The organism is Streptomyces hyderabadensis (genome assembly GCF_020404845.1).
Taxonomy (GTDB): domain Bacteria; phylum Actinomycetota; class Actinomycetes; order Streptomycetales; family Streptomycetaceae; genus Streptomyces; species Streptomyces hyderabadensis.
Genome location: NZ_JAIOJZ010000016.1, coordinates 42346 through 54928 on the forward strand (window position 1 = coordinate 42346; position 12583 = coordinate 54928).

The 12583-nt window shown below is 73.5% G+C and carries 11 protein-coding genes; 9 read left to right on the plus strand and 2 right to left on the minus strand.

Annotated features, from left to right (window positions below):
• Positions 1–142: 142 nt before the first annotated feature.
• Complete coding sequence (locus K7854_RS14715) at positions 143–1729, minus strand: alkaline phosphatase D family protein (RefSeq protein ID WP_226026932.1); 1587 nt, start codon at positions 1727–1729, stop codon at positions 143–145.
• Positions 1730–1917: 188 nt separating this feature from the next.
• Positions 1918–3438 carry a MocR-like pyridoxine biosynthesis transcription factor PdxR gene (pdxR, locus tag K7854_RS14720; protein ID WP_226026933.1) on the minus strand — a complete coding sequence of 507 codons (1521 nt, stop codon included), beginning with the start codon at positions 3436–3438 and terminating at the stop codon, positions 1918–1920.
• Positions 3439–3599: 161 nt separating this feature from the next.
• On the opposite strand from pdxR, the gene K7854_RS14725 reads away from it, so the two are divergent.
• The 9 genes from K7854_RS14725 (at position 3600) to K7854_RS14765 (ending at position 12525) form a co-directional block, all read left to right on the plus strand.
• The gene (locus K7854_RS14725) at positions 3600–4106 is read left to right on the plus strand and encodes a hypothetical protein (RefSeq protein WP_226026934.1); all 507 of its coding nucleotides are present in this window, start codon (positions 3600–3602) and stop codon (positions 4104–4106) included.
• Positions 4090–5052 (plus strand): bifunctional lysylphosphatidylglycerol flippase/synthetase MprF, encoded by a 963-nt coding sequence (locus K7854_RS14730; RefSeq protein ID WP_226026935.1) that lies wholly within the window; start codon positions 4090–4092, stop codon positions 5050–5052. The genes K7854_RS14725 and K7854_RS14730 overlap by 17 nt, the downstream gene beginning before the upstream one ends.
• A gap of 72 nt (positions 5053–5124) precedes the next feature.
• Positions 5125–6258, plus strand: coding sequence for an acyl-CoA dehydrogenase family protein (locus tag K7854_RS14735; protein WP_226026936.1), 1134 nt, complete (start codon positions 5125–5127; stop codon positions 6256–6258).
• Positions 6259–6313: 55 nt separating this feature from the next.
• Positions 6314–7435: an SDR family oxidoreductase gene (locus tag K7854_RS14740; protein ID WP_226026937.1), complete on the plus strand. Its 1122-nt coding sequence runs from the start codon at positions 6314–6316 to the stop codon at positions 7433–7435.
• Complete coding sequence (locus tag K7854_RS14745; RefSeq protein ID WP_372481034.1) at positions 7432–8730, plus strand: aspartate aminotransferase family protein; 1299 nt, start codon at positions 7432–7434, stop codon at positions 8728–8730. The genes K7854_RS14740 and K7854_RS14745 overlap by 4 nt, the downstream gene beginning before the upstream one ends.
• An 81-nt stretch (positions 8731–8811) precedes the next feature.
• Complete coding sequence (locus tag K7854_RS14750; RefSeq protein WP_226026938.1) at positions 8812–9279, plus strand: aromatase/cyclase; 468 nt, start codon at positions 8812–8814, stop codon at positions 9277–9279.
• Positions 9251–9850, plus strand: a complete 600-nt coding sequence (locus tag K7854_RS14755; protein WP_226026939.1) for a flavin reductase family protein — start codon at positions 9251–9253, stop codon at positions 9848–9850. Before K7854_RS14750 ends, K7854_RS14755 begins: the two co-directional genes overlap by 29 nt.
• Positions 9847–11169 (plus strand): NAD(P)/FAD-dependent oxidoreductase, encoded by a 1323-nt coding sequence (locus K7854_RS14760; RefSeq protein WP_226026940.1) that lies wholly within the window; start codon positions 9847–9849, stop codon positions 11167–11169. The genes K7854_RS14755 and K7854_RS14760 overlap by 4 nt, the downstream gene beginning before the upstream one ends.
• A 114-nt stretch (positions 11170–11283) precedes the next feature.
• Entirely contained in the window at positions 11284–12525 is a 1242-nt protein-coding gene (locus K7854_RS14765) for a wax ester/triacylglycerol synthase domain-containing protein (protein WP_226026941.1), read from the plus strand.
• Positions 12526–12583: the final 58 nt, after the last annotated feature.

Sequence of the window (12583 nt, forward strand, 5' to 3'; positions counted from 1 at the left end):
CACTGACAATCGCTCCGGCCTGCGGAAACAGCCATGAAGGCCGGGAAGTTGGAGCAGGCGCCCCACGAGCACGCGGGGCCGCGCGCCGGGGGATGACGCCGGCGCGCGGCACTCCCGACAGGCTACGGGACCGGACGCGGGGCTACTGGCCCACCCGGCCCGGCCGCAGCACCTTCGTGAACAGCACCGTGCCGTCCTGCTCGCGCAGCCGCACCGTCATCTCGGCGCTGTCGCCGTCGATGTCGACCTCGCCGAAGAACTGGTAGCCGCCCGCTGGCGAGACGTTCGAGGCGGTCGGCGCCTTCACGAAGACCCGTTCGGGACCGAAGGTGCCGTCCAGCGCGCTGGCCGGGAACGCGCCCGCGTTGAGCGGCCCGGAGACGAACTCCCAGAACGGCTCGAAGTCGCCGAAGGCGGCCCGCGAGGGCTGGTAGTGCTGGGCCGAGGTGTGGTGCACGTCCGCCGTCAGCCACACCGTGCCGGTGATCCGGCGGTGCTTGATGAAGCGCAGCAGCTCGGCGATCTGCAGCTCGCGCCCCAGGGGTGCGCCGGGGTCGCCCTGGGCGATCGCCTCGATGTTGGGCGCGCCCTCGGTGGCGTCCGGCACGACGAGTCCGATCGGCATGTCCGCCGCGATGACCTTCCACACCGCACGCGATCGCGCCAGTTCCCGCTTGAGCCACTCCAACTGCTCGCGGCCCAGGATGCCCTGCGGGTCCACGGTCTGTTCGCCGGGGGAGTTGGCGTTGCGGTACGTCCGCATGTCCAGCACGAACACGTCGAGCAGCGGGCCCTGGCGCAGCACCCGGTGCACCCGCCCCTCGCGCGCGCCGGGGCGCAGGGTGGAGATCGGGAAGTACTCGCTGAACGCGCGCCGGGCGCGGGCGGCCAGGACGTCGACGCTCTTCTCCGTGTACCGGTCGTCCGTGTCCGCGATCACCTGGCCCGGGTACCAGTTGTTGCGGACCTCGTGGTCGTCCCACTGGATGATCGACGGGACCCGCGCGTTGAAGCGCCGCAGGTTCTCGTCGAGCAGGTTGTAGCGGAAGTTGCCGCGGAACTCGGCGAGGGTCTCGGCGACCTTGGACTTCTCCTCGGTCGTGATGTTCCGCCAGGTGCTTCCGTCCGGCAGGGCGGCGGTCTCGGCGATGGGGCCGTCGGCGTAGATGTTGTCGCCGCTGCACAGGAAGAAGTCCGGGTCCAGGGCGCCCATGGCGTCGTAGATGCGGTAGCCGCCGAGGTCCGGGTTGATGCCCCAGCCCTGCCCGGCGAGGTCGCCGGACCACACGAAACGCACGCCCTCGCGGCGGCGGACCGGCACGGTGCGGAAGGTGCCGGTGACCGGCTCGCCCGTGCGGCGCGGGTCGTCCGGGTCGGCGAGGAGCACGCGGTAGTGGATCTGCTCGCCCGGCGGCAGACCGCGCAGCTGCGTGGTGCCGGTGAAGTCGGTGTCGCGCCCGAGCAGCGGACCGTGCCACCGGTGCGGGTTGCGGAACGACTCGGTCGCCGAGGTCTCGACGATCATCCGGGCCGGCCGGTCGGACCGCACCCAGACCAGGCCGGAGTGGGAGGTCACGTCTCCCGTCTGCACGCCCCAGCCCGCCCCCGGCCGCCCCGATCGGGCGAACGCCGGCGCCGCTCCCAGGGCGGTGGGCAGGGTCAGGGCGGCCGACGCGGCGAGCGAACCGCGCAGCACGCTGCGGCGGCCGGGCAACGGACGGTGTGACATGGATGCGCCTCCAGGGACGGGATCCGGCCGGTGTACGGGCCAGGGTTCGAGCCAGTGTGCAGAGCCAGACCTACTGGCACCGCGCGGCGCCCACGGAAATTGCGGGTGAACAACCCGGACGACGCCCCGGGGGTCCCGGGGTCCTGAGGCCCCGGGCAATCCGTCGCCCGCCCGCGGCGGGTGCCGCGTCACACGGCCCGTGCCATCCTCGCCACCCCTGCCCGGATCCGTGCCGGTGTCAGATGCGCGTACCCCAGCACCAGCCGCACCTCTTTCCCCGCTACCGGACCGTCGCCCGCCGGACCGTCGCTCACCGGCCGGTCGCCCACCGGACCGTCGCCCACCGGTCCACGGCCGGCACCGCCGTGCGCGTACGCCGTCAGCGGGCGCACCGCGACGCCCGCCTCCGTCACGCGCGCGAGGAACCCCTCCTCGGGCCCGTACCGCTCCGGAAGCGTGGCGATGGCGTGCAGGCCGGCGGCGATGCCGGTGACCCGTGAGCCGGGGAAGTGCTCGGCCAGCGCGGCCACCAGGGCGTCGCGGCGCTCCCGGTAGGCGCGCTGGCAGACCCGGAGCCTGCGGTCGTAGTCGCCATGCTCGACGAAACGGGAGAAGACCGCCTGGTCGAGGGCCGGGTGCCCGAGGTCGGTGGTGCGCTTGCGCTCGACGACGTCGTCCGCCAGCCAGTCGGGCACCAGCAGCCAGCCCAGCCGCAGCCCCGGGGCGAGGGACTTGCTGACCGATCCCGTATAGGCGACGCGTTCCGGATCGAGCCCCTGGAGCGCGCCCACGGGGGCACGGTCGTAGCGGAAGTCGCCGTCGTAGTCGTCCTCCAGGACGAGGCCGTCCACGGACCGTGCCCAGTCGAGCAGTTCGGCGCGCCGCCGCGCCGAGTAGGCGATCCCGGTGGGGAACTGGTGGGCCGGTGTCGTCACCACGAGCCGGACACCCGACGCGTACAGCGGGCCCGTGGCGAGGCCCTCGTCGTCAAGGGGGAGGGGCACGGTGCCGAGGCCCGCCGTGGCATACAGGGCGTGGTGCTGAGGGCTGCCGGGGTCCTCGACACCGGCGGTGCGCGTCCCGCGCGCGTGGAGCACGCCCGCCAGCAGCGAGGTGGCCTGTGCCACGCCGGAGACCACCATGATCCGTTCCGGGTCCGCCACCACGCCCCGGCGCCGCGCGAGCAGCTCGGCCAGCGCGGTCCGCAGCCGGGGCAGCCCGCGCGGGTCGGGGTAGCCGAGGCCCTCGTGCGGCAGCTCCGCCAGCACGCTCCGCTGCGCGGCGGCCCACGCCGAGCGCGGGAAGAGCGACAGATCCGGTGTCCCCGGCACGAAGTCGACGTGATCGGCGGGGGAGCGCGGGGCGAGATCACGCGTACGCGGACGGGCGGCCCGTACGGCGTCCCCCACCCACGTCCCCGCGCCCCGCCCGCTGCGCAGGTAGCCCTCGGCCGTCAGCTGCTCGTACGCCTCCGTCACCAGTCCCCGCGACACCTTGAGGTCGGCCGCCAGGTCGCGGCTGGACGGGAGGCGGGTGCCCGGCGTGAGCCGGCCCGAGCGAACCGCGTCGCGCAGGGCCTCTTGCAAGGCGCGGCCACGCGCGCGTGCCGGTGCCGAGGCGGCGGGCAGCAGCAACTCCCAGGCCGCGCTGCCGGCGGCGGAGTCCGGAGGGCCGCCAGGAGGGCCGCCCGGACCGGTCGACCGCGTCATGAAAGAAGTCCCCCGAACATCACGTCAGCACCACGTCTTCTCAACCATCTCCACTTTACGAGGGGTTGGGCCCGCTGGTGCGTAAACAGGAGTGACAGACCACAGCGAGGGGGCAGGCCGAGGCCACGCCCCGGAATCGTACGCGCAATCCAGGAGCGCCCGTGGACGCCAAGAACCGTTTCGAGACGAAGACCACCTTCGCACTCTCCAGACTCGAATGGCTGGGCTTTCTCACCGTATCGCTCGTGCTCGCATTCCAGCACCTCACGGAAATCCGCTGGGCCGTCTTCGTGCTGCTGTTCGCGGTGATCGACGTCGTCGGCTACCTGCCCGGCGCGATCGCCTTCCGGCGCAGCCCGGACGGACACGTTCCACGCGGCTTCTACGTGGCCTACAACACCATGCACAGCCTGGTCACAGCGGGTGTCCTGGCCGGGGCGTGGGCGCTGTTCGTCCGGCCGGAATGGGCCCTGCTCGCCCTTCCGATCCACCTCATGATCGACCGGGCCCTCTTCGGGAACTCCCTCAAACCCTTCGGTGTCGCCTTCGAGCCGGAAACCACTCCGGAGTTCCGCAGGTTCGAGCAGCGGTATCACTCGGCGGTGGATTCCGGTGAAAGCGCCGCCACGCGGCCCTCCGTGGAGGACGCCGATGCCGTCCGTACTTGACACACTCGCCGCACACAGCGACAACCCCAGTTCCTTTCTCGCCCTCAACAGCGGGAACGAGTACTTCCACGACGACGGCTTCGACGGCACCTGCGCCTACCGCACCTCGGGCCGCTACGTACTGCAATTCGGCGGCCCGTTCACCGCGCCGGAACACCGTGCACGCCTGCTGAACGCGTTCGCCGCCCACGCCGGCCGCCGTCTGGTCGCCGTACAACTGCAGCGGGCGGACGCCGAGCTGTACGCGGCGCACGGCTTCACGGTCAACCAGCTCGGGGCGTCGTACGCGGTCGACCTCAGCCGTTTCACGCTGCGCGGCTCACGCTTCGTCCGGCTGCGGAACAAGATCTCGCGCGCCCGGCGGGCGGGCCTGGAAGTCGCCGAGGTCATGGCCGGCGACGACTGCGCCGAACTGGACCGGATCGACCAGTGCTGGCTGCGGGACAAGGGCCGGCACGTCAAGGAGCTGCGCTTCCTGGTCGGCCAGCGCAACGGGAGCCTGCAGCGGCACCGCCGTCTGTTCGTCGGGCGGATCGGCGGCGAGACGGCCGGCTACATCAACTACTCGCCGGTCTACGGCAGCCGCTCCGGCTGGCTGCACGACCTCAGCCGGCGCCGCCCCGACGCTCCGCCCGGCGTGATGGAGGCGCTCAACGCCACCGTCATGGAACGGCTGACCGCCGAAGGAGCGGGCTGGCTGCACTTCGGCTTCACCCCGTTCACCGGGCTCGACCCGGAGCACGAACTGCCCGGCGCCAGCCGTATGTTCACCCGGCTCGCCCGTTTCCTGGCCGAGCGCGGCGAGGTGATCTACCCGGCGGCCTCCCAGCTCGAGTACAAGCAGAAGTGGGCCCCGCACGTGGTGCTGCCGGAGTACATCGCCTTCCGCGGCAGGCCCCGCCCCGGCGCGGTCTGGCAGTTGCTGCGCGCCACCAACGCCCTGTGAGCCACCTCGTCCACGGCCGCGCGGGTGCCGCGCCGATTCCGTATTCATCCCATCCTGGAGGACCGCACGCCCATGAGATTCCTAGAGCGTGAACGCGCCACCCTCGCGAAGCTGCTGCCCGAACTGGACCCCGCCCTGCGCGAGGCCCCGCTGATGGAACTGGAGCGGCCGGGCAGCCCGGGCATCCGGCACTTCCGGGACAGCGGTGGTCCGGGTCTGCTCGTCCCCGAGGCCCACCAGGGCCGGGGCGCCACCGCGCTCGACGCCCTGCGGGTGCAGCGGGCCATCGGCAGCCGCTCGCCGTCCCTGGCCGTGGCCACCACCATGCACCACTTCTCCATGGCCACCCTGGTCGCCATCGGCGGCCTCGGCGACGGTCTGGAGTGGCTGCTGATCGAGGGCGTGGCCTCGTCCAACCGCGTGATCGCCTCCGGTTTCGCCGAGGGCCGCAGCGGCGCGGGCATCCTCGACCCGTCTATGACCGCCACGGTGACCGCGGACGGCATCCGGATCAACGGCGTCAAGCGGCCGTGCAGCCTGGCCCACTCCATGGACGTGCTCACCGCCAGCGTGCTGATCCCGCGCGAGGACGGGCAGGGCGACGAACTCGCCGTAGCCGTCGTGCCCGCGGAGAGCGAGGGGATGAGCGTCAGCGGCTTCTGGTCCAGCGCCTTCCTCGCCGGGGCCGAGAGCGAACAGGTCACGCTCACCGACGTCCTCGTACCGCCGGAACTCCTGCTGCGCACCGGGACGACCTCCGGCGAACAGCTCGACGAACTGCAGACGGCCGGTCTGATCTGGTTCCAGACGCTGATGACGGGCAGCTACCTCGGCGCCGCGAGCGCGCTGGTGGAGCGGGTGCTGCTGAACGACCGCATCCCCGAGCACGAGCGCGTACGCCTCTTCGTCGAGACCGAGGCCGCCATGGCCACCGCCGAGGGCGTCGCCCGGCGTATCGACGCCGGTGACCTCGACGAATCGGCGCTCGCCCAGGCGTTGTACGTGCGCTACGGGGTCCAGGACGCCATCGCCCGAGTCGTCCCGCGCGCGGTCGAACTCCTCGGCGGCCTCAACTTCATGACGTCCGACGAGGTGGGTCATCTGGCCGCCTGCGCCAACGGACTGTCCCTGCACCCGCCGTCGCGCTCCCGGATGACCGCCCCGCTCTCCGCGTACCTGGCCGACCGGCCGCTCGCCATCGCCTGACCGCGCCCCCACCGTCCATCGGTGGGCCGAGACCCGTTGGGAGAACACATTCCCCATGCCGTCAGACAACCAGCGTCTCGCCCTCCTGCCCGTCGGCCGTACGGGACGGCGCGACCGCCCCTCCCTGCTGCTCACCGGCGGTTCCGGAGTGCTCGGACGTGCCCTGATCGACGAGCTGGCACCCGACTTCGACCTGCTGTGCCTGCGCCGCAGCACACCGTTGCGCGATCCGCGGGTGCGTGAGCTGCAGGGCGACCTGGTCGCTCCCCGGCTCGGCCTGAGCCCGCTGGCCTGGCACGAACTGGCCCTCGAGGTGGACGCGGTGCTGCACTGCGCCGCCGAGACCAACTGGCGTACCCCGCCCGAGGACATCACGCGCACCAATCTGCGCGGTGCCGACACCATGCTCGACCTGGCGGCCCGGGCCGACGCCCCGCTGTACCTGGTGAGTACCGCGTTCGTGGCCAACCCCCTCACCGAGGAGGACCGTCGGCGCTTCCCGGGTGCGGCCGCCTACCTCGACTCCAAGGCCAGGGCCGAACAGCTGACACGCGAGGCGGGCGTGCCCGGCGCCATCGTCCGGCCCTCGGTCGTCATGGGTGACTCCGTCAGCGGGCGGATCGCCGGTCAGCAGGGGCTGACCAGGACGATCGGCTCGATGCTCCTGGGGCAGGCCCCGGTGCTGCCCGGAACCCCCGAGACCCGGATCGACATGGTGCCCCAGGACTACGTCTCGCGGGCCATCGGCGACCTGGTCCGGGGCGGTGTGGCCGACGGTGAGTACTGGCTGACGGCCGGCAAGGAGGCCATCGAGCTGCGGGAGTTCGCCGACGTCTGCGCGGACGTCGCCGTACGCCACGGCCTGCCCCGGCCCCAGCGGCCCCGGCTCATCCCCGTCGATGCCGTGCACCGGCTGCTCCTGCCCATGCTGGAGGGCACCTCGCTGCCCGCGTCCCTGCGGCGGCGGCTGGAGTACTACGCGGAGCTGCTGCTGGTGTTCCAGCGGGAGCTGCCGTTCGACACCTCCCTCGGGGCACCCGACTGCGGCACCCGCCTGACCCGGGCCGACATCCGGGCCGCGCTCGTGCGCAACGCCGAGCGCTGGGCCGGGGACAGGGCCGGGCTGCTCAGCCGGAACCGATCCGCCACGACCGCCCCCATGGAGGTGGCGTCATGACCATGTCACCCCCGTCCACCGAGTCCTTCACCCCGCCCGCCGGAACCGCCGCGCCGACCGACCGGCCCGACGTCGTGGACCTCTACCTCAAGCACATCGGCTCCGGCCGCGCCGTGATGGGCCGAGTCATGGGCGGCATGGCCGAGGTCCGCTCCGAGGGGACCTGGATCCACACCGACGACGGCCGCCGCTTCCTGGACTTCGGCGGCTACGGCGTCTTCATCATGGGCCACCGCCACCCGGCCGTCGTCGAAGCGGTGCACCGGCAGATCGACACCCACCCGCTGGCCAGCCGCGTCCTCCTCGAACCCGTCGCCGCCCGGGCCGCCCAGGCCCTGGCCGCCCACACCCCGCCCGGCCTCGACTACGTACACTTCGTCAACTCCGGCACCGAGGCCACCGAGGCGGCCCTGAAACTGGCCCGCGCCCACGGACTCACCTCGGTGATCACCACCCGCAGCGGTTTCCACGGTAAGACACTCGGCGCGCTGAGCGTCACCGCCAACGCCACGTACCAGACGCCCTTCCAGCCCCTGCTCCCGGACGTCACCCAGGTGGCCTACGACGACCCGGCCGACCTCGAACAGGCGCTGGCCGCCCGCCGCGACCGGGCCTGCGTCATCGTCGAACCCGTCCAGGGCGAGGGCGGCGTACGCATCCCCCGCCCCGGCTACCTCGGGCAGGTGCGGGCGCTGTGCCAGGCGTACGGCGCCATGCTGGTCGTCGACGAGATCCAGACCGGCATGGGACGGCTCGGCACCTGGTGGGGCGTCGACGCCGAGGGCGTGCGTCCGGACGTGCTGCTCGTCGGCAAGGGACTCAGCGGCGGTGTCGTACCGGTCGCCGCGATGGTCGCCACCGCGGACGCCTACGCCCCCTTCAGCCGCGACCCCTACCTGCACACCTCCACCTTCGGAGCCTCGCCGATCGCCTGCGCCGCCGCCCTCGCCACCGTACGGGCCATGGAGGAGGAGGACACCGTGGCCCGGGCCGCCGCGCTCGGCCCGCGCATCCTCACCGGCGTACGGGACGTGTGCGCGCCGTACCAGGGCGGACTGGTCCGCGAAGTGCGCGGCCGGGGCCTGCTGATCGGCATCGAGTTCGCCGAGGAACAGGCGGTCGGCGAACTGCTGCTGGAACTGATCTCCCGCGGTGTGCTCGTCAACAACTCCCTCAACTCCACCCGGGTGCTGCGGCTGACCCCGCCGGCCGTGGTCGACGACTCCGCGCTCGACCTGTTCCTCACCACCCTCGGCGCGGCCCTGCGCGGCACGGCCGACCGTATGACCGGCTGACACCGGCTCCTGGCGCCGGCGCCAGCCACCAGCTCCGGACACCAGCGTCCGAAAACCCTCCGGGAAGGAACCGAACGAACCATGCGCCACGTGGTCCTGCACGCCTTCGTCGACGGACTGGCACCCGCCGACGTCTACGCCCGCATCAGCGACTTCCGCCGTTATCCCGAGCACAGCGACACCTTCCGCGAGGTGCGCGTCGAGCCTGCGCTGCCCGACGGCTCCACGGTCTCGGACTGGACCGTCGAGTTCCGGGGCGGCCTGATGCGGTGGCGGGAACGCGACACCTACTCGCCTGAGACGTACTCCATCGCCTTCGAACAGGTCAGCGGCGACTTCCAGGCCTTCGAGGGGAGCTGGCGCTGCGAAGCGAGGGACGGCGGCACGCTCATCGTCTACACCGCGGCCTTCGACCTCGGCATCCCGTCCATGGCCGAGATCCTCGACCCGGTGGCCGAGTCGACCCTGCGGACCAACGTCGCCCGCGTGCTGCGGGGCCTCGCGGGCGCGGAGGTGACCGATGAGCGCGCGGCTGCGGCTGGTGACTGACCGGGCGGCCGTCGCGGGCGCCCCGCCGCCGGCCGCCGACCAGCTGGGCGAGGAAGCGCTGCACGAGGAACCGGGGCCCGGCGCCGCCCGCTGTCTCGGCCTGTACGCCAAGCTGGCCGCCGGCGTGACCGTCGTGACCGCCCGTGGCGAGGACGGCCCGCTGGGCATGACGGTGTCCGCCGTCACCTCGCTGTCCGCCCGTCCGCCGCTGCTGCTCGCCTGTCTGCGCGACGGCTCCCGCACCTTCGCCGCCGTCCGCGCCCGCCGGGTCTTCGCCGTGCACCTGCTGCGCGAGGAACAGCAGGAGCTCGCGGGCCGGTTCGCGTCCCCCACCACGACCGCGGCGGAGCGGTTCGCCGGCACCGAAACCCGGCAGGTGCTGGGCGTCCCGGTGCTGGCCGGCGCGCTCGCCTGGTCGGTGTGCCTGACCGAGGACGTACGCCGCTACGGCGACCACCACCTCGTCGTCGGCCGGGTCGCCGCCGTGCACGTGGGCGGCGGACGCCCGCTGCTGTGGCACGACCGCCGGTTCGGTGCGCTGACCGAGCCGGTGCCGGACGCCGCCGGATGATCAGGCCGCCGGCCGGAACGCCGTACTGGGACCCCGCGGAACTGCCGGCGCAGCCCCAGTTGCACGGGGTGGTCACCGCGGACGTGGCCGTCGTCGGGGCCGGGCTGGCCGGGCTGTCCTGCGCCTACCACCTGGCGGAGCGTGCCCCCGGGCTCGACATCGCGGTGGTGGACGCCGAGCACCCGGCCGCCGGCGCCAGCGGCCGGGGCACCGGTCTGCTGGGCCCCCGGGCCGGCCCCGCGGTCGACCGCGCGGTGCGCCGCTTCGGCCCGCAGACGGCGCGCAGGATGCACCGGGCCAGTGAACGGGCGGTGCGGGACGTCCTCGCCCTGTGCGCCCGGCTCGACGTGCCCTGCGGGCTGCGGCCCGGCGAGCAGCTGGTGGCCACCCGGTCGTCCGCGGGCCTGGCGGCACTCGCCCGCCAGGCCCGCGCCTGCCGCGAACTCGGACTGGACGTCCCCGTCCTCACCCCGGCCGGCATCCGCGACCGGGTCGGCGTGCCCTACCGGGCGGCGCTCCTGCACCGCCCCGCCGCGACCCTCGACCCGGCAGCCCTGACCTGCGCCCTCGCCCGGGCCTGCGCCGACAAAGGCGTGCGATTCTACGGCCGCAGCCCGCTGCTGGCCCTGCGCCCCGGCGATCTGGTCGGCCCCGAGCTGGTCCTGCCGCACGGCAGGCTCTACGCCGGTCAGGCGGTGCTGGCCGTCAACTCGGCCGCGCAGGCACTGGACCTGCCGGTGGGCACCGTCCTGCCGCTCGAGGTGTACGCCGTCGCGACCGAACCGCTGAGCGCCCCGGCCTACGAGGCCCTGGGCGGACGCGCCGGGCACTCCGTCGTCGACGCCGTCCCGATGGCGCCGTACTTCCGGCTGCTCCCGGACCGGGGCCTGGTGGCGGGCGGCGGTACCGCCGCGGTTCCGGCGGGTATCGGCGCTCCCCGTCTCCAGGCCGTCAGGGAGCGTGCCTGGACCTGGCTGGAGAAGTGGCTGCGGTCCCTGCATCCGGACCTCGCCCGGGTACGGGTCACCCACCGCTGGTCCGGCCGCATCGGCATGACCGGCGACGACCTGCCGGTGGTGGGGCCGGTGCCGGGCTTCGAGGACGTCTGGTACATCGGCGGCTGCTGCGGGCACGGACTCGCCCTGTCCGTGGCGCACGGCGCGCACGTGGCCGCGGCCCTGCTGGGCGAGCCGGAACCAGGCGAACCGCTTCCGTGGCACCGTTCCCGGGCCCCGCGCCTGCCGGCCCGCGGACCCGCGGGGCCCCTGCTGCGGGCGTACGTGGACACACTGGGGCGAATCGCTCGGCATACATGCTGACGGCGGACGCGGCCCGCATCCGTACCCCGGCTCCGCAGACCGCGGACTCCAGCTCCGCAACCCCCCGGCCTCGCAGCCCCACAGACCCCCAGAACCCGACCAGGAGGTCCCACCATGCGACCCGACTTCGGTACGGACGGCCGCCTGCCGTCGGCCCTGCCCATGGGAACCGTAGACGTCGCCTTCCACCTGGCGACGGGCGGCGACCCGGTGCCCCTCGCGTTCACGTTCGGGTTCGAAGGCCGGGCCCCCACCCTGGACTCCGTACGCGCGCGGGTCGCCGAACGCGTCCACCGCGTCCCGACGTTGCGCTACCGCATCGCACGGGACCGCGGGAAATTCCGGCGAGTGGACCGGATCGCGGTGGACCGGCACGTGCACGAGGCGTGGCTGCCCGAGGACACCGACGGGTCGGCGACCAGCCGCCTGATGCTGTCCCGGCCGATGAACACGGACGACCGGCCCCCCTGGGACGTATGGCTGGTCCACGGCCCGGCGGACCGGCACACCCTGGTCTACCGGACCGACCACACCTTCCAGGACGGCATGGGCGCCGCCTACACCGCCCGCGCCCTCCTCGGCGACCACCCCGAGGGCGGACCGGCCCCGCAGCGTCCCGCCCGGCCCACCGCACAGGGCCTCGCGGACGCTCTGGGCGAGGTGGTGTCCGCCTTCCGCGCGCCCACCCCGAAACCGGCGTTCGACGGAGCATTCACGGGCCGCGTCGACGTCTGCCACGCCGACACCCCGCTGCCCCGGCTGCGCGCCATTGCCCGCGCCCACGGCGGCACGGTCACGGACGTCTATCTCGCGGCCCTGTCCCACGCCGTCCGCACCTGGTACCTGAAGGACACCGGCTCGGCCCATCCGCCGCTGCCCGTGTCGATCCCGATGTCGGTACGGGCCCCGGGGGAGGAGTTCGCCCCGGGCAACCGCATGGTCACCGCCCGGCTCCTGCTGCCCTGCGAGGAGGAGTCGCCCCAGCGGACCCTGGCCCGGGTCGTCGCCCGCACGGGCCGGCTGCGGGAGAGCCGGCGGCGCGACGCCATGCGCCTGCTGCTGTCCGCCGCCCCGCGGTCGCTCGGTGCCACCGTCGGCACCCGACTGGTCCGCGGGGCGTTCGTGGCCGGCCCGGTGAGCAGCGTGAACTTCGGCACCGCCCTGGTCCACCAGGGGATTGCGGCCCGTCGCGCGGCCGTCTTCGCCGGTGTCGCCTCAGGCATCCGGTGTGTGACGACGCTGACGAGCCAGCACGACACCGCGTGCCTGACCGTCGTCCACGACGAGGCCCTGGCGACCGCGGACGAACTCCCCGACCTGTGGCTCGCGGCGCTGCTGGAGCTTGAGCGGCCGTAGCCGCCACGGCATCATGCGCAGGCCCCGGACGGTGCGTCCGGGGCCTGCGCATGATGCC